Genomic DNA, 19,528 nt, shown 5'->3' with positions numbered 1-19,528 from the left:
ATCTGATCCGCGTGAGGCATGGGACGGGAAAGAGGGTTGCAGCGGACCTGCGGACGGCCCGGAATCTCGCGCTCAAGCCGCAAGCTTCAACCGTTTGGCGGTCATCTCCGCGACACCGATAGCCGCGACGGCGAGCAGGAGATGCAGGACGCCCGTCACCCGCCCGTCGATCAAATTAAGGATCGGCGCAATGCCGGCAAGCACGACCAGGGGGATGAGAATGAAGCCCGCTGCCGAAACCCAGGGCCTCACCGTCAGCAGACGGCGGCTCAGGATCCACAAGGCGGCGAGAAAAATGCCCCCGGCGATCATGTGAAGATTGAGGACGAAATCGGAAGCGCCCTCCGCCCAGATGAGCACGCCGAGAAAGAACGCGATGACAGAACAAAACCGCGCGGTCATCGCGAGAGCCTGCGAATCCATTCCGAACTGCGCCCCCCGGGAAAGGCAATCGGCGGGCGCCCCCGCCGATCCGCTCTCGTTGCCGTCTCAGCCTATTCGATGCCGAGCTTTTCCTTCAAGAGGGCGTTGACGGCCTGCGGATTGGCCTTGCCCTGGCTCGCCTTCATCACCTGGCCGACGAACCAGCCGATCATCGTCGGCTTGGCCTTCGCCTGCTCGACCTTGTCCGGGTTGGCCGCGATCACCTCGTCCACCACCTTCTCGATGGCGCCGGTGTCGGTCACCTGCTTCATGCCCCGCGCCTCGACGATCTCGCGCGGATCCCCGCCCTCGCTGTAGACGATCTCGAAGAGGTCCTTGGCGATCTTGCCGGAGATCACCTCCTCCTTGAGCATGTCGAGAATTTCGCCGAGCTGCGCCGGAGAGACGGGCGATTCCTCGATCGTCCGGCCGTCCTTGTTGAGCGCCCCCAGAAGATCGTTGATCACCCAGTTCGCCGCCTGCTTGCCGTCACGGCCCTCGGCGACATGCTCGAAGTAATCGGCGATGGCGCGCTCGGAGACGAGGATCGACGCATCATAGGCCGACAGGCCGAAAGCCTGGATCAACCGCACGCGCTTGTCGTCGGGCAATTCCGGCAGATCGGCGGCCAGCGCCTCGACATAGGCGGCGTCGATCTCGAGCGGCAGAAGGTCGGGATCGGGGAAATAGCGATAATCATGCGCCTCTTCCTTGGAGCGCATGGACCGCGTCTCGCCCTTGTTCGGGTCGAAGAGTCGCGTCTCCTGATCGATCGTGCCGCCATCCTCGATGACGCCGATCTGGCGGCGCGCCTCGTATTCGATCGCCTGCCCGGCGAAGCGGATCGAGTTGACGTTCTTGATCTCGCAGCGCGTGCCGAAAGGCTCGCCCGGCCGCCGCACCGAAACGTTGATGTCGGCGCGGAGATTGCCCTTGTCCATGTCCGCGTCGGACGTCCTCAGATAGCGCAGGATCGAACGCAATTTGGCGAGATAGGCCTTGGCCTCGTCGGACGACCGGAGATCGGGCTTGGAGACGATCTCCATCAGGGCGACGCCCGAACGGTTGAGATCGACGAAGCTCATCGTCTCGTGCTGGTCGTGCAGCGACTTGCCGGCATCCTGTTCCAGATGCAGCCGCTCGATGCCGATCGTGATCTCTTCGAACTCGCCCTTCTTGTCCGGGCCGACCTCGACGATCATCTCGCCCTCGCCGACGATCGGCTGGTCGTACTGCGAGATCTGATAGCCCTGCGGCAAATCGGGATAGAAGTAGTTCTTGCGGGCGAAAACCGAGCGGTAGTTGATCTCAGCCTTGAGGCCGAGCCCCGTGCGCACCGCCTGCGCCACGCATTCCTCGTTGATCACCGGCAGCATGCCGGGCATCGCCGCGTCGACGAGGCTCACATGATCGTTCGGCTCGCCCCCGAACGCCGTGGCGGCGCCGGAAAAGAGCTTCGAGTTCGAGGCGACCTGGGCATGGACTTCCATGCCGATGACGATTTCCCAGTCACCGGTCGCACCGGCAATGAGGTTTTTCGGATTTGTATTGCGGTTTTCGGCGATCATTCGCAAAGGCTCCAGCGTTGCGCCCGCTATAGACCACCGTTTCGCCGAAAGGAAAGAGGCCAGTCGCCCGCCGCCGGCCGCGCATCGGACCGCAAAGCCGCACCCGGCATCCCGGTAAGGCTCAGTCCCCAAGGTGGCACGGCAGAGGCCGGACCCCAGAGGCCAAACCTCAGTAGCAGCAATATTCCGGTGGCGGCGGGATCTCGCCCGGCAGGAGCGTCTCGCCGGTGGCGCAATAGAAATACGGCGTGCGCGCCGGAACGGTCGGCCGCCGTTCTTTGTCGAAGAGCTTCACGGTCTCCCCGCCGATCGGGCACACCACGACCTGCGGCTGCGGATTGACCGGGGGATAATAGCCGACATCGAGATCGGCCGCTCTTGCGGCAGAAACGCTCGCCGCCAACATTCCGATGGCCGCCGCCGACAATGCAGCCACAGCGAGCATCTGCCGCGCCGTACGCCAGTATTCTCGTCTCATGCAACTCCCCAGCGCTCGATCAACCTTGCCCAAATTGAGGCAAATCGGGCTCGAAATGGTTAACAAGACGAAGTGTTCCCGGCCGAGTTGCTGCCATCGTAAATTTTCAGTTAACACGCGCAGGACCCGCCAATTGATCCTGATCAATGTTGGCCTTCGCACTCGGCCATAATTTCGCCGCAAGCGGGCAGCCCGCAGCACGGCGGAGGCGAGTATGGCACTCAAGAAGCGCTACCTCGAACACCTGAACCGGATGCGCCGAATGATGGCGATCTACGGCTTGGGCCCGAGCGATGTCACGAACAAGCTCGGCGACAACGAGACGCGCAACGCCCTCGGCCGCTGTATCACCTGCGACTCTGTATGCCCTTGCGAAGCATACCTTGCAGACGGTGAGAATGCGGACGCGCCGGTTTTTTGCCCGAACCTGCAACTTATCGAGGCACTCGCCGCCCAGTTGGACGGCGACCCGAGACAGGCCCGGTCCGAAAGCGCCGATGTGAGTGCCTGGCACTCGATTGATCGGCGCGGCGTCCGCTTCGGCGCCTCTGCCTGAACCTCGGAGGGCAGCCAAAGCGAATACGCCCACCGGATGGGGGCCGGGGTAGGCGGTGACGTGAGCGGCTTGGGGGGAGCTCGGGACTTCGGTCTCGTGCCAAGGATCCGCTCCGTCTCCGCCTGCCCCATTTTGCTTGGGGCGCATTTCCCCTGAGCCCAATCCGCTGGAGGCGTGAGACAGGAGACGACCCACCGGTCGCCCGAGAAAACCGCCATCACCGCACCTCACTGACGAGCCTCGCGCACAACCTCCGCGAGATTTCCGCCGCGACAGACCGATTCTCGCCGCACGCGCTGCGCCCGCCCGCTGATCGCATAACCCTCGCCGTCAGGCCCGCAGGTCAGGCCTTCCGCGTCTATCCCTGCATTGAAAAGATTGCGCCCTGCGACAAAACGCGGGAATAAGACATCTTCCCAGCCTTTCTTTTTCAATGCCCGCCCACCGTCTTATCCCGCTTATCGTCGCGGTCGCGCTCTTCATGGAAAACATGGACGCGACCATGATTTCCACGTCGCTCCCGCAGATCGCGGCCGACATCGGCACCACGCCGATCGCGCTCAAGCTCGCCTTGACCGTCTATCTTCTGTCGCTTGCGATCTTCATCCCGGTCTCCGGCTGGGCGGCCGACCGTTTCGGCGCGCGGCGGGTTTTCACCTCGGCGATCATCGTCTTCATGATCGGCTCGCTCGCCTGCGCCGCGTCCAATTCGCTCATGAACTTCGTCGGCGCGCGCTTCCTGCAGGGGCTGGGCGGCGCCATGATGACACCCGTCGGCCGCCTCGTGATCATGCGCACGGTGGAAAAGCGCGATTTCGTCAATGCCATGGCGTGGTTTTCGATCCCCGCTCTGCTGGGGCCGATCTCGGGTCCGCCGCTCGGCGGCTTCATCACCACCTATTTCTCCTGGCACTGGATCTTTCTGATCAACATTCCGATCGGCATTCTGGGCATCTTCTTCGCGCTCCGCTTCGTGCCGGAATTGAAATCGGGGGAGACGCGCCCGCTCGATTCGCTCGGCGTCGTGCTGATGGGCCTTGCGAGTTCAGGCCTCGTCTTCGGCTTTTCGGTCGCAAGCCTCGGCGTGCTGCCGGCAATCGCCTGGCAGACGATGATCGTCATCGGCGGCGTGTCCGCGCTTGCCTATCTCCGCCACGCGCGGCGCGTCGCCTATCCGGTGGTCGACCTCTCCCTCATCCGCGTGCCGTCTTTCGGCTTGAGCCTCGGCGGCGCCACCCTCTTCCGCATCGGCGTCGGCGCCATGCCCTTCCTCCTGCCCTTGATGCTGCAGATGGGTTTTGGCCTCAGCCCGTTTCAAAGCGGCCTCATCACCTTCACCGGCGCGGCCGGTGCGCTGTTTATGAAGTTTCTGGCGCAGCCCATTCTGCGCCGCCTCGGCTTTCGCGCCGTCCTCGTGGCCAACACGCTGATCGGCGCAGCCTTCCTCGGCGTCATCGGTTTCTTCACCGAGGAAACCCCGGCGCTCGTCATGATGGGGCTGCTGCTTGCCGGCGGCTTCGCCCGCTCGCTGCAATTCACCTCGCTCAACGCGCTCGCCTTTGCCGATATCGACCACGAGCGCATGAGCCATGCGACGAGCCTTTGGGCGACGGCACAGCAGATTTCGCTCGCGACAGGCGTCGCCGTCGGCGGCACGCTTCTGGAAGTCTCGATGCTCAGCCACGGCGGAGGGATCGAGATCGGCGATTTCCACTTCGCCTTTTACGGCGTGGCGATCGTCTCCGCCCTCTCCATGCTCTTCTTCCTGCGCCTGCCGGATGATGCGGGCTCGGAGATGAGCGGCCATATTGCGAGCCCCGCCGCCGGCAGCGGCGGCGGCCTCAGCAAGCTCTGAGCGCGTCGTTTATTCGGAGATCACCGCCTCGAACCCGATCTCGACGAGCCAGTCCGGATCGATGAGGCCCGCGGTCACCACCAGCGTTCCGGCTTGAATGAGCCGGCGGCGTCTTCGATCACCTGCCCGGCCTTGAACAAGGTCGCCTCGTCGAAGGGACGGCCGATGAGCTGCAGGCCGAGCGGCAGGCCCTTGGCGTCGAGGCCGGCCGGCACCGCGATGCCCGGAAGCCCGGCCATGTTCACCGTCACCGTGAAGACGTCGTTCAGATACATCTTCACCGGATCGGAATTCATCTCCTGATCGGCGATGCCGAAGGCGGCCGACGGTGTCGCCGGCGTCAGAATGGCGTCGACACCCGCGGCAAAGACGTCCTCGAAATCGCGCTTGATCAGCGTGCGCACCTTCTGGGCGCGCAGATAATAGGCGTCGTAATAGCCGGCGGAGAGCACATAGGTGCCGATCATGATGCGCCGCTTCACCTCGCGGCCGAAGCCCGCCGCGCGCGTCTTCTCGTACATGTCGATAATGTCGTCGCCGTCGACGCGAAGCCCGTAGCGCACGCCGTCATAGCGCGCGAGGTTCGAAGAAGCCTCGGCGGGTGCCACGATGTAATAGGCCGGCAGTGCGTATTTGGTGTGCGGCAGCGACACTTCGACGATCTCGGCGCCTGCGTCACGGTACCAGTCGATGCCCTGCTGCCAGAGCTTTTCGATTTCCTCCGGCATCCCCTCGACGCGGTATTCCTTCGGCACGCCGATCTTCAGCCCCTTGACGCTTTCGCCGAGCGCGGCCGGATAATCCGGCACGGCGATGTCGACGGAGGTGGAATCCTTCGCGTCGACCGAGGCCATGGATTTCAGCATGATCGCCGCATCCTTGACGGTGCGGGCGATCGGGCCCGCCTGGTCGAGCGAGGAGGCGAAGGCGACGATGCCCCAGCGCGAGCAGCGCCCATAGGTCGGCTTGATGCCGACGGTGCCGGTGAAGGCCGCCGGCTGGCGGATCGAACCGCCTGTATCCGTCGCCGTCGCGCCGGCGCAGAGATTGGCGGCAACCGCGGCCGCCGAGCCGCCCGAGGAACCGCCCGGCACGAGATCGGTGTTCGAGCCCTTCGCCCGCCACGGGCTGACGACAGGGCCGTAATGCGAGGTCTCGTTGGAGGAGCCCATGGCGAACTCGTCCATGTTGAGCTTGCCCAGCATGACCGCGCCGTCGGCCCACAGATTGGCGGTCACCGTCGATTCGTAGCGCGGTTCGAAGCCGTCGAGGATGTGCGAGCCCGCCTGCGAATGCACGCCTTCGGTGGCGAAGAGATCCTTGATGCCGAGCGGCACGCCTTCGAGCGTTCCACCCTCACCCCTGGCGAGGCGCGCATCGGAAGCTTTCGCCATCTCGCGCGCCTTGTCGGGCGTCACGGCCACATAGGCGTTGAGCGCATCGTTCGCCGCATCGATGGCGGACAGATACGCCTCCGTCAGCTCCACGGCGGAGAACGACTTGGCGGCGAGGCCATCGCCGATCTCGGCGATGGTAAGGGAAGTAAGATCGGTCATCGAAATCGGCTCAGTTGGAAAGGCGTTTTTCCATGAAGATGGAGACGCCGTCATCGGGATAATCGAGATAGGGACCGCGGACGGCGAAGCCGGCCGAACGGTAGAGGTTGAGGGCGGCCGGTTGCTGGTCGCCGGTTTCCAGAAGAAGCGTGGCAAGCGCCATGTCGCGGGCACGCGCTTCGATCGCCGTGAGGATCAGCCGGCCGAGGCCACGCCCCTGCTGGCCCGGCGCCACATACATCCGCTTCACCTCACCCTCGTCCTCAGACAGGACCCGCAGCGCGCCGCAGCCGACCGCCTTTCCCCGCTCACGGGCGACGAAGAAGACGATATTGGGCTCCGACAATTCCGCCACCGTCATGTGGTGGCAGGCCTCGGGAAGATAGAAGGACAGAAGATAGGCGTTGAGGTCGGCGATGAGCGCATGCACCTCCGGCTGATCGGGAGGTTCCGCAGCGATAGAAACCGATTGTTCCAGAACCGCCGTCACGGCTCATTCCACGACTTTGGGAACCAGGAAGAAATTGTCCTCGCTCAAAGGCGCGTTGGCGACGATGTCGGCGGCCTTGGCGCCATCGGTGATCTCGTCGGCTCGCATCTTGAGCGTCATCGCGGCGACGGAGGTCATCGGCTCGACGCCCTCGACATCGACTTCCTGCAATTGCTCGACGAAGCCGAGAATGGTGTTGAGCTCGCCGCGCAGGCCCTCGGCCTCTTCCTCGGTGACCTTGATGCGGGCGAGATGCGCGACGCGTTTGACGGTGGAAAGATCGACGGACATAAAAAACCCCTCTTCTCCGGCCCGCTATAGACCGCAGAAACCGGCGCGGCAACGCCCCGCGCCCCGGCATGCCAACCATCCGATGCCGGCAGGAGATGCGGGGGCGGACAAAACGCCGCCCCGCCCTCTCAGTCGTTCATAACAGGCAGGCCTCAGACCTCCATCGTCTCTCCGACCTCGGGCACCAGCACCTTGCCGGCATCGTCACCGAGCGCCGCCAGGAACTTGTCCGGCGTCTGATCGACGAGCGGGAAAGTGCGATAATGGCACGGGAAGATCTTCTCGAAATCGAAATAGCGCTGGCAGGCGAGCGCCGCCGTCTCGCCGCCCATCGTAAAGCGATCGCCGATCGGCACGATGCCGATTTCCGGCTTGTGGCGTTCGTGGACGAGAGCCATGTCGCCGAAAATGTCGGTGTCGCCCATATGATAGAGCACCTTCTCGCCCGGCGCCTTGACGACGAGGCCCATCGGATTGCCGAGATAGACCGGCTTGCCGTCGACCATCATCGAGGAGGAATGCAGCGCGTTGACGAAGGAGACGGTGAAGCCGCCGCAATCCACCGTGCCGCCGTGATTGCCGGGATTGATCTTGTTCTCGTCGACGCCCTGCGCGGCGAGATACATGCACACTTCGAAAGAAGAGACGAGCATAGCCCCCGTCTCCTTGAGGATAGGCAGCGTGTCGCCGGTATGGTCGCTGTGGCCATGCGTCAGCAGAACATGCGTCGCCCCTTTCGCCACATCCAGCGGGTCGCCCTCGAAGACGGGCGAGTCCGACAGGAACGGGTCGATCATCACCACCTTGTCGGCGAATTCGAGACGGAATGCGGAATGTCCGAGCCAGGTTACTTTCATGAGATAAGCCTCCCTTGTTCGGCGATAACTCTAGCGGGCTTTCACGACATGACGAGGGCGCGGGACAAAGCGCGCGGCATGATGAGGCCCGGCACGGCAACGTTCACGGTCGCGCCAGCGCCGTGCGGATAAAGGCCTGGCGCATCTCGGGCAGGCCGAGACCCCTGGGCGCGAGCACATGCCGCTCGAGAAACAGCCCGGTAATGGCAAAGCCCGCCGCGAGATCTTCCTCGTCGGGCAGCGCCTCGCCGCCGTCTGCGCGCAAAAAAGCCGGCAACGGCAGCAATCGGTCCCGGTAAGGTGCCCCTGCCCCCTCGCTCACCGCACGGCCGGATTTCGGCGACACATAGACGAGCCGCTCCGTCGTGCCCGTTGCGGCACAGGCGGTGAGATCGAGCCCGACCCCGAGCTCCTCCAGAAGCATGATCTCGAAATGCACCATCCCCGCGGCAAAGCCCGCGCGCGCGGCATCGGCGCTGAGCGCCCCGTCGAGGAGTGTCCTGAGCGCCGCATGCAGGGCCGGATGCGGGTCCCGCTCCGCCAGGAGCCTGAAATGCGCGGAGAGAAGCTGCATGCCGTAGGACGCGGTCCGGTCGGCCATGATGGCAGCGGCACGTTCGGTGATCGGCTCGGCGCGAAAATTGCCGAGATGGGCGTCGAGCCTCGCCCGCCAGGTGAGCGACAAGGTATTGCCCGGCTGCAGGATCGGCCGCTGGCGGCGCGAGCGCCCGCCCTTGACGAGGCCGAGATGGCGGCCGCGCGTTTCCGTCATCACCTCCAGGATGATGTCCGCCTCGCCATGCCGGCGCGTGGACAGGACGATACCGTGCTCCGACCATTCCATGGCGCAGGCTTAGAGCGTTTCATCCGGCGACGGAAACACTTCTCGTTCGCCCGCGATGGGGTGATCCGGCGGGAACGCAGGCAAGCGCGACACGGGCATAGAGCAAGCGGCGCGACGCACCGGGCGTCGCGCCGCTTCCCGGAGATGCTTACTGGTGATGCTTACTTTTCGGCGGCCTTGGCCTTGGCGCGCTCGATGCCTTCCAGGACGAGCTGTTCGGCCCCTTCGGTGTCGACCCAGCGGCCGACATCGACCCACTTGCCCTTCTCCAGATCCTTATAATGCTGGAAGAAGTGGGCGATCTGCTCGCACATGATCTGCGGCAGATCGAGATAGCTGCGCACGCCGGTATAGAACGGATGCAGCGCGTCGACCGGCACGGCGATGATCTTCTCGTCGCCACCCGATTCGTCTTCCATGATCAGCGCCCCGACGGGACGGCAGCGGATGACCGCGCCCGGCACCACCGGCACCTGGCTCACCACCATGATGTCGCAAGGATCGCCGTCCGGCGACAGCGTGTGCGGGATGAAGCCGTAATTGCCCGGATAGAACATCGCGGTGTGCAGAAAGCGATCGACGAAGATCGCGCCCGACTTCTTCTCGAGCTCGTATTTCACCGGAATGCCGCCGAGCGGAATTTCGACGATGGCATGAAGATCCCGGGGCGGGTTCTTGCCGACAGAGATATGACGTAGGTCCATGAAGATCCTCGCAGCGGGCTGCTCGTGCTGCCCTTCTTAAAGTAGATTCGTAAGTTTGAAATCGCCTGCCAGCCCTTTGAGACGATTCAGGAAGATTCCGGAGCGCAGCGTCTCTTGGCGAAAGCTGCGCCGGCAAAGCCAAACGCGAGATGGCCTTACCGCTGAAAGAAATGCGCTCTGCCATGCCGGCAAATCGGGCTCAATGCACCTTTCGGCTGTGATCGGCATCATCGACTGGAAGAGCTTATAGGCTGAGGAAAGTGAATTTCCCTTTTACGACAAGCGCCGCAACGCCCCTATTTCGGAAATTCCAGGCCCATTTCCCGGTAGCGTTCGGGATCGTCCGTCCAGCCTTCGCGCACCTTCACGAACAGGAAGAGATGCACCTTGCGCTCCAGCATGTGGTGCAGCTCGCGGCGTGCGGCGATCGAAATCTGCTTGATCGTCTCGCCGCCCTTGCCGAGCAGGATCTTGCGGTGGCTTTCGCGCTCCACGAAGATCACCTGGCTGATCCTCACCGATCCGTCGCGCTTTTCTTCCCAGCTTTCCGTCTCGACCGTCGCCGAATACGGCACCTCCTGATGCAGGCGCAGCATCAGCTTCTCGCGCGTCACCTCGGCCGCGATCGCGCGTATCGGCAGGTCCGACACCTGATCTTCCGGATAGAGATACGGCCCCTCCGGCATCGCTCCGGAGAAAAACTCCAGAAGGTCGCTGACGCCGTCGCCGTTCGCCGCCGACACCATGAAGGTGCGCGAGAACGGCAGCCGCGCATTCACCTCCGCCGTGATGGCGAGAAGCGCGTCGCGGCGCACAAGGTCAATCTTGTTCAAGATCAGAACGCGCTTGTCCTCTCGCGCCCCGGATTCGCCCAGGCGATCGATGATGCCGAGTGCTGCTTCGTCGAGACCGACACGTGCATCGATCAGGACGGCGGTGATATCGGCATCGGCCACCTGCGCCCAGGCGGTGCTCACCATCGCCTTTTCCAGACGCTTCTTCGGCGCGAAGATACCGGGCGTATCGACGAAGACGATCTGCGCACCCTCGTGCATGGCAATGCCGCGGATGACGGAGCGTGTCGTCTGCACCTTGTGCGTGACGATCGCCACCTTGGTGCCGACGAGCTGGTTCAACAGCGTCGACTTGCCCGCATTCGGCGCGCCGATCAGGGCAACGAAGCCCGCCCGCGTTCGCTCTTCGCTTTCAGATGATGCCGGGCTCTCAAGCTCGGTTGTCACAGCCATACCCCCTCGCGACGCAGAATGGCGGAAGCGGCCGCATGTTCGGCCTCTCGCTTCGACGGGCCTCGGCCCTCTGCCCCTTCGGCGCCTTCGATCAACACTTTGACGGAGAATTCCGGCGCATGGTCCGGTCCTCTGCGTCCACTCTCCTGATAGCGCGGCGTGCCGTGCCCGTTGCGATGCGCCCATTCCTGCAATTCGGTCTTGGCGTCCCGCAGCGGGCCCTGCATCGTCCGCAGCCGCTTGATCCAGAAACGGTGAATGATGACTTTGGCCGCATCCAGGCCGGCATCGCGGAAGACCGCGCCGATCACCGATTCACACGTATCGGCGAGGATCGACCGCGCCGTGCGCTCCGTTGCCCGCGCCAGGCTCTCGCCGACGCGGTAATGCTCGGCGAGATGCATCTCCTCCGCCACTTCCGCACAGGCGTCGCGATTGACGAGCCGTGCGAGCCGGCGGGACAACTCGCCCTCCGGCGCCTGCGGATATTCCTCGATCAACAAATCGGCGATCACGAGGCCCAGCACCCGGTCGCCCAGGAACTCCAGCCGCTCATAGGTATTCAGCGGATCGCCGCGCCGCTCGTCGCCGATGGCGCTCGCATGCGTGAGCGCGCGCTTCAGCAGGTCCGGGCGGGTGAAATGATGGCCGATCCGCTCTTCAAGATCGCCGAGCGAAGCCTTGCCGCTCATAATGCTTCAAGCAACCGGTTGTAGCGCAACGACCACGGCCACCGCCAGAATTCCCAGACATGGCTGTCCTCCTCGACCGAGAAGAAGATGACCTCGGCGCGTCCGACGAGATTCTCTTCCGGCACGAAGCCGACGAAATTCAGAAAGCGGCTGTCGGAGGAATTGTCGCGATTGTCGCCCATCATGAAATAATGGCCGGCCGGCACTTCGTAGACGCCGGTATTGTCCTTCTCGCCGTTCGGCGTGAGGTCGAGCGTCATATAGCTGACGCCGTTCGGCAGCGTCTCGCGGTACTGCGCGACCTTGATCTCCTGACCGAAGGCGTTCTCGCCGGTGTAATCCTCGACGCGTTCGCGCTCCACCGGCGTGCCGTTGATGTAGAGAAGGCCGTTCTTCATCTGGATCTTGTCGCCGGGCAGTCCGATGACGCGCTTGATGTAATCGGTCTTGGGATCGCGCGGTAGCCGGAAGACGGCGACATCGCCGCGCTTTGGCCCCTCGCCTTCCCAGATGCGGCCATGGATGAACGACAGATCGATCGGGAAAGAGTAGCGCGAATAGCCGTAGCTGAACTTCGAGACGAAGAGATAATCGCCGACGAGAAGTGTCGGCATCATCGATCCGGAAGGAATGTTGAAAGGGTGATAGAGAAAGGTGCGGAAGACGAGCGCGATCAAGAGCGCCTGGATGACGACCTTGAGCGTTTCGCCCAGGCCTCCGCTCGATTTGGCTTTCTCGGATTCGGCGCTGCGTTCGGCCACGTTCATGGCTCCGTCCTTGGGAAATTGCTCGCGGGTTTAACGGCAGCGTCCCCCGCCTGCAACGCCGGGCCGTCTCCGCTGCGCATTAATTCTGTTTTTGAGGCCTGAATGCGGCAGCGCCGTCAGTCTGCGCGCACCGCCTCGATCACGACGAAAGCCTGCGCCAGCGGGCCGTCGTCGGTGATGGTGAGATGGATGAGCGCTTCGTAGCCCTCGGGCGTCATGCGGGCAAGCACTTCCGCCGCCCCGCCGGTCAGCCGCATGGTGGGCTTGCCGGATGGGAGATTGACCACCCCCATATCGCGCCAGAAGACACCCTGCCGAAGCCCCGTCCCGAGCGCCTTCGAACAGGCCTCCTTGGCGGCGAAGCGCTTGGCGTAAGACGCCGCCCGCATCCGCCGGCGTTCCGATTTCGCGCGTTCCACCTCGGTGAAGACGCGTTCGACGAAGCGCGTGCCGAAGCGGTCGAGCGTCTGTTCCACCCGGCGAATGTCGATGAGATCGGAGCCGAGGCCGATGATCATGCCGCCTCTCCGGCTTGCGCGCGGGCCGCATCCATCAGCCGGCGCATCTCGCGGATGCTCTCCTCAAGCCCGATGAAGATCGCCTCGCCGATGAGGTAATGGCCGATATTGAGCTCGCGGACTTCGGCAAGCGCGGCGATCGGCGCCACATTGTCGTAGCCGAGCCCGTGGCCGGCATGCACTTCGAGCCCGATCGAAACGCCGTAGCGCGCCATCTCCGCAATGCGCTGGCGCTCTTCCTCGGCGCCGGCCTCGTCGCCCTCGCGCCAGAGATCGCAGAAGCGCCCGGTGTGCAATTCGACGACGGGCGCGTGAAGCGTTCGCGCCGCATCGAGCTGCGCTTTCGCCGGCTCGATGAACAGCGAAACGCGCACACCCCGTTCGTTGAGCGCGCTCACGATCGGTCCGAGCCGCGTGAGGCTGCCGGCCGCGTCGAGCCCGCCTTCCGTGGTGCGTTCCTCGCGCCGTTCGGGAACGAGACACGCCGCATGCGGGCCGTGCTTCAGCGCGATTTCGAGCATCTCGTCGGTCGCCGCCATCTCCAGATTGAGCGGCAGCGAGATCTCGCTCATGAGCCGGGCGATATCCCCGTCGCGGATATGGCGGCGATCTTCGCGCAGATGCGCGGTGATGCCGTCGGCGCCAGCCTCCTCGGCGATTTTCGCCGCTCTTAAGGGGTCTGGATGGTCGCCGCCGCGCGCATTGCGCACCGTTGCCACGTGATCGATGTTGATACCGAGCCGAAGCGAAGAGGTCATTGAATTCCGTTGAAGCTTGCACCGTTCTGCGGGGCATCGCTCGCCGCCGGTTTGCGCCGCGCCACGAAACGTTCCCGCCGGGCCGCCTGATAGGCCGCCACGAGCCTGTAGACAATCGTGTAGGTGATGATCCCGGCGACAAGCCCGAGCGGCACCGCCCCGATCGTCATCGGCTTCAGGATCGGCAGGAGCTGGTCGAAAGATTTCTCCACCAGATCGTGACCGAGACGGGGTGGCGGCAGTTCGTGCGCGCCGCGCCACAGAAGATGCCCGAGCTTGTAGGTCGCGGCCCAGATGAAGGGGAAAGTGAGCGGGTTTCCGATCGAGGTGCCGAGTGCTGCGGCGATGAGGTTGCCGCCGATGAGCCAGGCGATGGCGAAGGAAATCACGAAATGAAGACCGAGAAACGGCGTGAACGAGGTGAAGACGCCGGCTGCGCAGCCCGCGGCGATCGCATGCGGCGTCGCGGAGAGCCGCAAAATCCGCTTCATGAAATAGAGAAACGAGCGTCGCCAGCTCGAACGCGGCCAAAGCCAGACGCGCAAGCGTTGAAAACGGCCTTCCTCTATACGTCTGCGAAACAGCATCTTTCGCCTTCTGATCTCTCCGCCCGCATGACGCAGCGGCTTGAAATCTTAACTATCCGTTGACGCGCACCACGCCGCTCACCACCGATTTCGCCCTCAAGTTCCGCATGATGTGGTTCAAATGCTTGAGGTTCCAGACTTCTAGATCGATTTCAAGCTCGGTAAAGTCACGACGGCGCTGCAGCATCCGAAGATTGTCAATATTCCCGTCACTGCGGCCGATCGAATCTGCAACCTCGGCAAGAGATCCAGGCTCGTTGAGTGTCGACACCTTGATCCGCGCCGGAAACCGCTCCGCCGAACCGCCCGGAATGTCCCAGCGCACATCGACCCACCGATCCGGCTCGTTCTCGAATTCCGTCAAAGCCGGAGAATGGATTGGATAGATGGTAATCCCCTCACCTGGTGTGAGGATGCCCACGATACGGTCGCCCGGCACCGCACCGCCCTCCGGATCGAAACGGATCGGCATGTCGCCGCTCGCCCCGCGGATGGGCAGGGCGTTGTCGTCATGCGCGCCGCGGCGGCCTTCCTCGTCGAGGTTGAAGCCGAGGCTCGCTCGCGCCGTATCGTGCCAGGTATTGGTGCGCGTGCCCGCCTGCGTCGCGACCATGCGCTCGGGGAAGACGGAGTTCATCACCGCTTCGGCATTGACCTGACCGCGCCCGACAGCGGCGAGGAGATCCTCGACGTCTTCGAAGCCGAAATGGCCGACATGCTCCTTGAGGCGCGCTTCCGACCACGGCTCCTCCAATCGCTCGAAGGCCCGGTGCAGCGTATGGCGGCCGAGCCCCGCATATTGCTTGCGCACATGGGCGCGCGTGGCGCGGCGGATGGCGGCGCGCGCCTTGCCGGTCACGACGACGGATTCCCAGGCGGGCGGCGGCCGCTGCGCTTCGGAGCGCACGATCTCCACCTCGTCGCCGTTCTCCAAGGGCGTCACGAGCGGCGTCAGCTTGCCGTTGACCTTCGCGCCGACGCAGGTGTCGCCGATATCGGTGTGCACCGCATAGGCGAAGTCGATCGGCGTCGCGCCACGCGGCAGTGCAATGAGGCGCCCCTTCGGCGTGAAGCAGAAGACCTGGTCCTGAAAGAGCTCGAGCTTGGTGTTTTCCAGAAACTCTTCCGGCGCGTCGCCATGGGCGATGTGTTCCACCGTCTGCCGCAGCCACGCATAGGCAGAGGATTCGCGCGCCAGCCGGTCCCGGTCGGCGGCAATCCCGTCTTTGTAGAGCGGATGCGCGGCGATGCCGTATTCGGCGATCCGGTCCATCGCATAGGTGCGAAGCTGCAGCTCGACGCGCTGCTTGCCCGGCCCGACCACGGTCGTATGCAGCGATTGATAGCCGTTCTGCTTGGGCGTGGAGATGTAATCCTTGAAGCGCCCCGGCACCATCCGCCATTCCGTATGCACGGCACCGAGCGCCCGGTAGCAGTCGCTCACGTCGTGGAAGAAGATGCGGAAGCCGAAAATATCCGACAATTGTTCAAAGCCGACGGCCTTGCGCTGCATCTTGGCGAAGATCGAATAAGGCCGCTTCTGCCGGCCGCGGATCTCACCCTTGATTCCGCTGTCCTGCAATCTCTTTTCAAGCGCCACCTGGATCGTCTCGATGTCGCCGCCGGTGCGCTCGCGAAGATCGACGAGCTTCGCCGCGATCGTCGCATAGGCTTCCGGATTGAGCGTGCGAAAGGACAGCTCTTCCAGCTCCTCGCGCACGGCCTGCATGCCCATACGCCCGGCGAGCGGCGCATAGATTTCCATCGTCTCTTCGGCGATGCGTCCGCGCTTCGCCTCCGGCACGTATTGGATCGTGCGCATATTGTGCAGACGGTCGGCGAGCTTGACGAGAAGCACGCGCACATCGTCGGCGACGGCGAGAAGCAGCTTTCTGAGGCTCTCCGCCTGCCGCGCCTCGCGCGACATGAGATCGAGCCGGTCGATTTTCGTCAGCCCGTCGACGAGGCGCCCGATCTCGGTGCCGAAGAGCTTGTCGATCTCGTCGCGCGTGGCACTCGTATCTTCGATCGTATCGTGGAGAAGCGCGACGGCGACGGAGGCGTCATCCATCCTGAGTTCGGTGATGATGGCCGCGACTTCGAGGGGATGTGAAAAATAAGGATCGCCGGAGGCGCGCTTCTGCGTGCCATGCTTCTTCATGGCATAGACATACGCGCGATTGAGCAGATCTTCATTGACGGCTGGATTGTAGGCGGCGACCCGCTCGACCAGCTCGTATTGGCGCATCATCCCCAGACGTCCTCGCGGCCTTGTAGCCCTGCGCGGCTAGTGAACCGCTTTCAACCCATTTTGCCGGATATAGGCTTTACAAAGGCTGAGCGCATCCGTGCGAAAAAAAAGCCCCGCACCGGCGGGGCTTTATCGTCGCGGCGAGGAAAACTCCCGCCGCCGATCTCGCTGAGGCCGTTCTCAGTCGTCGCGCCGCTCGGGCGGATCGAGGCTCTCCAGACCGCGCAGAAGCTCTTCTTCGCTCATCCGATCGAAGGTCATTTCGTCTTCTGCTCCGCCGCTCTGGGCTTCGATCTCTTCCGGAGCCGGCTCCGGCTCGTCGACCTCGACGAACCTCTGCAAGGAATGAATGAGATCTTCTTTCATATCCTCGGGCTGAATCGTCTCGTCGGCAATCTCCCGCAAGGCAACGACGGGGTTCTTGTCGTTGTCACGGTCCACCGTCAGCGGCGAACCATTCGAGATCGTGCGCGAGCGGTGCGCCGCAAGAAGCACGAGATCGAACCGGTTATCGACCTTGTCGACGCAATCTTCCACGGTGACGCGCGCCATGGATGCACCTCCTCAAAAATCGTTCGAAAACGGGAATTGGGTTCCCCATAGGCCTTTTTCAACAGTCCCGCAAGGTTTACGAACAGCCTGCCTTGAAAGCGCCGAATCCCTCACTTAGGCGTGGGCAACTTTCTTGGTGCGGCAAAAATTTCCAAGAAAACACATTGTCTTATAGGAGGTTCACGATGTTCGATGCGCGTGAAAAAGTTGCCTTATTTCTGGATGGAGCCAATCTTTACGCAACATCCCGCTCGCTGGGTTTCGACATCGACTACCGTCGTCTTCTCGATAGTTTTCGCAAGAAAGCCTATGTCTTGCGCGCGGTTTATTATACTGCGCTTGCCGAGGATCAGGAATATTCTTCGATCCGCCCTTTGATCGATTGGCTCGATTACAATGGCTACCGCATCGTCACCAAGCCCTTGAAGGAATTTACCGACGCGCAGGGTCGGCGGAAGGTCAAGGGCAATATGGACATCGAGCTCGCGGTCGATGCCATGGAAATCGCCGAGCACATCGACCACCTCATCCTCTTCTCCGGCGACGGAGACTTCCGCTATCTGGTCGATGCCTTGCAGCGCAAAGGCAAAAAGGTGACCGTTGCCTCGACCTTGAAGTCGCAACCGCCGATGATCTCCGACGACCTTCGTCGCCAGGCCGACCATTTTCTCGAGCTTGCCGACATGGCAGCCGAATTCGGTCGTGCCGGCCCTGCCCGCACACGTCCCGCCTCCGATGACGAGAACGACGGCAGCCCCGGCTCCTATGAGGACGACGAGTTCGATTATTACGACGATGATGATGAAGTCGACACGAGCGCCCGGTGAAATACGCTGAAAACCCGGCCGCGGGGGAATTGCCGTCTTCGTCAAAAACCTCCCGCGGCACCTGTCCGCCTGCGAACCCGCCCCGCGATTGCCCCCTCTGCCCGCGCCTCGTCGAATTCCGCAACGAATGGCGGGCCAAAGAGCCGTCCTGGCACAACGCGCCGGTGCCGACCTTCGGCCCCTCCTCTGCACGGCTCTTGATCATCGGCCTGGCGCCGGGCCTGCGCGGCGCCAACCGCACGGGACGCCCGTTTACAGGCGATTATGCCGGCGATCTCCTCTACGACACGCTGATCGAATATGGCTTCGCGCGCGGCGAATACCGCGCTGATCCCAACGACACGCTCGAGCTGGTCGATGCGGCGATCGTCAACGCGGTGCGCTGCGTGCCGCCGCAGAACAAGCCGGTCGGCGCGGAGATCAACAATTGCCGGCCGTTCCTCGCCGCGACCATCGCCCGCCACACCGAGCTTGCCGCCATCCTGGCGCTCGGGCGCATCGCCCATGACAGCGTCGTGCGCACCCTCGGCCTGCGCCTCAAGGACGCGCCCTTCGGCCATGGCGCGGTGCACGAAATCACGGGCGAGGCGTCAGGCGGCCTGCGCCTTTTCGACAGCTACCATTGCTCGCGTTACAACACGAACACCGGTGTTCTGACGGAAAAGATGTTCAAAGGCGTGTTCGCAGAGATCCGCAATCTCTTGGGCAAGCCGCGTTAATCGTTCGCTAACCAAGAAATTCCAGCCGGCATCCAGACATCGGCGCAACCTTGCCGCGACATTGATTGAAAGGCTACGCCGTTATCGGAATGGGGGGGAATGGCATGGCCGAGCCGACACAAGATCTGACGACGATCGCGCATGTCTATGGTCCGAGCCAGACATCGCTCGCTATCTGCATGCTCAAGGCCCACGGCATCGTCGTGGTGCCGGTGGGGCAGCAACACATCTCCGTCGCCTGGCATTACAGCGTTGCACTCGGCGGCGTCGCCTTGCGCGTGCCATCGAGCCAGGCTGAGGACGCTCAGGAAATTCTAAAAGGTTTCGGCGCGCCGGTGCGGCGCTTCAATCTGATCGCAGCAGCTTTTATGGTGCTCGCATTCCTGCTCGCCGGGGTCGCCGTTCCGCCCCGGGCGCTTTATCTCACCGAAAGACGCACAAGCTCAGGCGAGCTCCTCTCGTGAGCCGCCCCTGAACCGCAGCAGGAGCCCGGCTAGCCGAGCTCCTTCAACAACCGGTTCTTCTCGCGCTGCCAGTCGCGCTTCTTCTCGGTCTCGCGCTTGTCGTGGGTCTTCTTGCCCTTGGCGAGCGCGATCGCGAGCTTGGCGATGCCGCGATCGTTGAAATAAAGCCGCAGCGGCACGATGGTCATGCCTTCGCGGTCGACGCTCTGCGACAGCCGGTCGATCTCGCGTTGATGCAAGAGCAGCCGGCGTTTGCGTCGCGGATCATGGTTGAACTGGTTCGCCTGGACGTATTCCGGGATGTTGCCGTTGATCAGCCACACCTCGCCACGTTCCGGGCTCACATAGGATTCCGCGATATTGGCTTTGTTCTGCCGGAGGCTCTTCACCTCAGTTCCGACGAGCTGCAGGCCAGCCTCGATCGTCTCGCCGATTTCGTAATCGAAACGGGCGCGCCGATTGTCGGCCACAACCTTGTTGTTCGTCGTCGTCTTCTTCGCCATCGAAATCCAACTGCAACCTTG

Annotated in this window: 23 protein-coding genes; 5 read left to right on the top strand and 18 right to left on the bottom strand. The window is 63.2% G+C overall.

Annotated elements, in window-relative coordinates:
• Nucleotides 1–72: 72 nt before the first annotated feature.
• From EO094_RS06340 to EO094_RS06330, 3 genes are all read right to left on the bottom strand, one after another.
• Complete coding sequence (locus EO094_RS06340) at nt 73–402, bottom strand: hypothetical protein (protein WP_128291391.1); 330 nt, start codon at nt 400–402, stop codon at nt 73–75.
• A gap of 92 nt (nt 403–494) precedes the next feature.
• Nucleotides 495–1,991 (bottom strand): Asp-tRNA(Asn)/Glu-tRNA(Gln) amidotransferase subunit GatB, encoded by a 1,497-nt coding sequence (gene gatB, locus EO094_RS06335; RefSeq protein WP_128291390.1) that lies wholly within the window; start codon nt 1,989–1,991, stop codon nt 495–497.
• A 169-nt stretch (nt 1,992–2,160) separates the two neighbouring features.
• Nucleotides 2,161–2,469, bottom strand: coding sequence for a hypothetical protein (locus tag EO094_RS06330; protein WP_128291389.1), 309 nt, complete (start codon nt 2,467–2,469; stop codon nt 2,161–2,163).
• 214 nt (nt 2,470–2,683) lie between these two features.
• On the opposite strand from EO094_RS06330, the gene EO094_RS06325 reads away from it, so the two are divergent.
• Complete coding sequence (locus EO094_RS06325) at nt 2,684–3,025, top strand: DUF6455 family protein (RefSeq protein WP_128291388.1); 342 nt, start codon at nt 2,684–2,686, stop codon at nt 3,023–3,025.
• Between the two features lie 433 nt (nt 3,026–3,458).
• Nucleotides 3,459–4,880, top strand: a complete 1,422-nt coding sequence (locus EO094_RS06320) for an MFS transporter (protein WP_128291387.1) — start codon at nt 3,459–3,461, stop codon at nt 4,878–4,880.
• Nucleotides 4,881–4,954: 74 nt separating this feature from the next.
• Here EO094_RS06320 and gatA read toward each other — a convergent pair whose 3' ends face one another.
• From gatA to rpoZ, 14 genes are all read right to left on the bottom strand, one after another.
• Nucleotides 4,955–6,436, bottom strand: coding sequence for an Asp-tRNA(Asn)/Glu-tRNA(Gln) amidotransferase subunit GatA (gene gatA, locus EO094_RS06315; RefSeq protein WP_128291386.1), 1,482 nt, complete (start codon nt 6,434–6,436; stop codon nt 4,955–4,957).
• Nucleotides 6,437–6,446: 10 nt separating this feature from the next.
• The gene (locus EO094_RS06310; RefSeq protein ID WP_205649834.1) at nt 6,447–6,926 is read right to left on the bottom strand and encodes a GNAT family N-acetyltransferase; all 480 of its coding nucleotides are present in this window, start codon (nt 6,924–6,926) and stop codon (nt 6,447–6,449) included.
• 3 nt (nt 6,927–6,929) lie between these two features.
• Nucleotides 6,930–7,217 (bottom strand): Asp-tRNA(Asn)/Glu-tRNA(Gln) amidotransferase subunit GatC, encoded by a 288-nt coding sequence (gatC, locus tag EO094_RS06305; RefSeq protein ID WP_092810711.1) that lies wholly within the window; start codon nt 7,215–7,217, stop codon nt 6,930–6,932.
• Nucleotides 7,218–7,369: 152 nt separating this feature from the next.
• Nucleotides 7,370–8,074 carry a metal-dependent hydrolase gene (locus EO094_RS06300; protein WP_128291385.1) on the bottom strand — a complete coding sequence of 235 codons (705 nt, stop codon included), beginning with the start codon at nt 8,072–8,074 and terminating at the stop codon, nt 7,370–7,372.
• 103 nt (nt 8,075–8,177) lie between these two features.
• Nucleotides 8,178–8,918 (bottom strand): DNA repair protein RecO, encoded by a 741-nt coding sequence (recO, locus tag EO094_RS06295; RefSeq protein ID WP_128291384.1) that lies wholly within the window; start codon nt 8,916–8,918, stop codon nt 8,178–8,180.
• 161 nt (nt 8,919–9,079) lie between these two features.
• A complete protein-coding gene (gene ppa, locus EO094_RS06290) occupies nt 9,080–9,622 on the bottom strand; it encodes an inorganic diphosphatase (protein WP_128291383.1) in 543 nt (180 codons plus the stop codon).
• Nucleotides 9,623–9,918: 296 nt separating this feature from the next.
• On the bottom strand, nt 9,919–10,869 hold the full coding sequence (gene era / locus EO094_RS06285) for a GTPase Era (RefSeq protein ID WP_128291382.1): 951 nt from the start codon (nt 10,867–10,869) through the stop codon (nt 9,919–9,921).
• Nucleotides 10,860–11,561, bottom strand: a complete 702-nt coding sequence (rnc, locus tag EO094_RS06280) for a ribonuclease III (RefSeq protein ID WP_128291381.1) — start codon at nt 11,559–11,561, stop codon at nt 10,860–10,862. The genes era and rnc overlap by 10 nt, the downstream gene beginning before the upstream one ends.
• Nucleotides 11,558–12,328 carry a signal peptidase I gene (gene lepB, locus EO094_RS06275; protein ID WP_128291380.1) on the bottom strand — a complete coding sequence of 257 codons (771 nt, stop codon included), beginning with the start codon at nt 12,326–12,328 and terminating at the stop codon, nt 11,558–11,560. Before lepB ends, rnc begins: the two co-directional genes overlap by 4 nt.
• 116 nt (nt 12,329–12,444) lie before the next feature.
• Entirely contained in the window at nt 12,445–12,846 is a 402-nt protein-coding gene (gene acpS / locus EO094_RS06270) for a holo-ACP synthase (protein WP_128291379.1), read from the bottom strand.
• Nucleotides 12,843–13,604, bottom strand: a complete 762-nt coding sequence (locus EO094_RS06265; protein WP_128291378.1) for a pyridoxine 5'-phosphate synthase — start codon at nt 13,602–13,604, stop codon at nt 12,843–12,845. The genes acpS and EO094_RS06265 overlap by 4 nt, the downstream gene beginning before the upstream one ends.
• Nucleotides 13,601–14,191, bottom strand: a complete 591-nt coding sequence (locus tag EO094_RS06260; protein ID WP_128291377.1) for a DUF2062 domain-containing protein — start codon at nt 14,189–14,191, stop codon at nt 13,601–13,603. Before EO094_RS06260 ends, EO094_RS06265 begins: the two co-directional genes overlap by 4 nt.
• A gap of 52 nt (nt 14,192–14,243) precedes the next feature.
• A complete protein-coding gene (locus EO094_RS06255; RefSeq protein ID WP_128291376.1) occupies nt 14,244–16,442 on the bottom strand; it encodes a RelA/SpoT family protein in 2,199 nt (732 codons plus the stop codon).
• Between the two features lie 180 nt (nt 16,443–16,622).
• Nucleotides 16,623–16,994, bottom strand: coding sequence for a DNA-directed RNA polymerase subunit omega (gene rpoZ / locus EO094_RS06250; RefSeq protein WP_128291375.1), 372 nt, complete (start codon nt 16,992–16,994; stop codon nt 16,623–16,625).
• A 185-nt stretch (nt 16,995–17,179) separates the two neighbouring features.
• On the opposite strand from rpoZ, the gene EO094_RS06245 reads away from it, so the two are divergent.
• The 3 genes from EO094_RS06245 to EO094_RS06235 all read left to right on the top strand — a co-directional run bounded on the left by EO094_RS06245 (nt 17,180) and on the right by EO094_RS06235 (nt 19,004).
• Nucleotides 17,180–17,821 carry a LabA-like NYN domain-containing protein gene (locus EO094_RS06245; protein WP_128291374.1) on the top strand — a complete coding sequence of 214 codons (642 nt, stop codon included), beginning with the start codon at nt 17,180–17,182 and terminating at the stop codon, nt 17,819–17,821.
• Between the two features lie 29 nt (nt 17,822–17,850).
• Nucleotides 17,851–18,540: a uracil-DNA glycosylase gene (locus EO094_RS06240; protein WP_128291849.1), complete on the top strand. Its 690-nt coding sequence runs from the start codon at nt 17,851–17,853 to the stop codon at nt 18,538–18,540.
• A 104-nt stretch (nt 18,541–18,644) separates the two neighbouring features.
• Nucleotides 18,645–19,004 carry a hypothetical protein gene (locus tag EO094_RS06235; RefSeq protein ID WP_128291373.1) on the top strand — a complete coding sequence of 120 codons (360 nt, stop codon included), beginning with the start codon at nt 18,645–18,647 and terminating at the stop codon, nt 19,002–19,004.
• Between the two features lie 29 nt (nt 19,005–19,033).
• Here the strand turns inward: EO094_RS06235 and smpB are convergent, their stop codons facing one another.
• Complete coding sequence (gene smpB, locus EO094_RS06230) at nt 19,034–19,507, bottom strand: SsrA-binding protein SmpB (protein ID WP_128291372.1); 474 nt, start codon at nt 19,505–19,507, stop codon at nt 19,034–19,036.
• Nucleotides 19,508–19,528 lie beyond the last annotated feature (21 nt).

The organism is Afifella aestuarii, assembly GCF_004023665.1.
GTDB lineage: Bacteria > Pseudomonadota > Alphaproteobacteria > Rhizobiales > Afifellaceae > Afifella > Afifella aestuarii.
Note: the sequence above shows the minus strand (reverse complement) of the source record. Positions and strands in the feature narration are given on the sequence as shown.

Coding starts and splice junctions, on each gene's coding strand:
- EO094_RS06340 (WP_128291391.1), bottom strand. CDS start 402: ATGACCGCGCGGTTTTGTTCTGTCATCGCGTTCTTTCTCGGCGTGCTC.
- gatB (WP_128291390.1), bottom strand. CDS start 1,991: ATGATCGCCGAAAACCGCAATACAAATCCGAAAAACCTCATTGCCGGT.
- EO094_RS06330 (WP_128291389.1), bottom strand. CDS start 2,469: ATGAGACGAGAATACTGGCGTACGGCGCGGCAGATGCTCGCTGTGGCT.
- EO094_RS06325 (WP_128291388.1), top strand. CDS start 2,684: ATGGCACTCAAGAAGCGCTACCTCGAACACCTGAACCGGATGCGCCGA.
- EO094_RS06320 (WP_128291387.1), top strand. CDS start 3,459: ATGCCCGCCCACCGTCTTATCCCGCTTATCGTCGCGGTCGCGCTCTTC.
- gatA (WP_128291386.1), bottom strand. CDS start 6,436: ATGACCGATCTTACTTCCCTTACCATCGCCGAGATCGGCGATGGCCTC.
- gatC (WP_092810711.1), bottom strand. CDS start 7,217: ATGTCCGTCGATCTTTCCACCGTCAAACGCGTCGCGCATCTCGCCCGC.
- EO094_RS06300 (WP_128291385.1), bottom strand. CDS start 8,074: ATGAAAGTAACCTGGCTCGGACATTCCGCATTCCGTCTCGAATTCGCC.
- recO (WP_128291384.1), bottom strand. CDS start 8,918: ATGGAATGGTCGGAGCACGGTATCGTCCTGTCCACGCGCCGGCATGGC.
- ppa (WP_128291383.1), bottom strand. CDS start 9,622: ATGGACCTACGTCATATCTCTGTCGGCAAGAACCCGCCCCGGGATCTT.
- era (WP_128291382.1), bottom strand. CDS start 10,869: ATGGCTGTGACAACCGAGCTTGAGAGCCCGGCATCATCTGAAAGCGAA.
- rnc (WP_128291381.1), bottom strand. CDS start 11,561: ATGAGCGGCAAGGCTTCGCTCGGCGATCTTGAAGAGCGGATCGGCCAT.
- lepB (WP_128291380.1), bottom strand. CDS start 12,328: ATGAACGTGGCCGAACGCAGCGCCGAATCCGAGAAAGCCAAATCGAGC.
- acpS (WP_128291379.1), bottom strand. CDS start 12,846: ATGATCATCGGCCTCGGCTCCGATCTCATCGACATTCGCCGGGTGGAA.
- EO094_RS06265 (WP_128291378.1), bottom strand. CDS start 13,604: ATGACCTCTTCGCTTCGGCTCGGTATCAACATCGATCACGTGGCAACG.
- EO094_RS06260 (WP_128291377.1), bottom strand. CDS start 14,191: ATGCTGTTTCGCAGACGTATAGAGGAAGGCCGTTTTCAACGCTTGCGC.
- EO094_RS06255 (WP_128291376.1), bottom strand. CDS start 16,442: ATGATGCGCCAATACGAGCTGGTCGAGCGGGTCGCCGCCTACAATCCA.
- rpoZ (WP_128291375.1), bottom strand. CDS start 16,994: ATGGCGCGCGTCACCGTGGAAGATTGCGTCGACAAGGTCGATAACCGG.
- EO094_RS06245 (WP_128291374.1), top strand. CDS start 17,180: ATGTTCGATGCGCGTGAAAAAGTTGCCTTATTTCTGGATGGAGCCAAT.
- EO094_RS06235 (WP_128291373.1), top strand. CDS start 18,645: ATGGCCGAGCCGACACAAGATCTGACGACGATCGCGCATGTCTATGGT.
- smpB (WP_128291372.1), bottom strand. CDS start 19,507: ATGGCGAAGAAGACGACGACGAACAACAAGGTTGTGGCCGACAATCGG.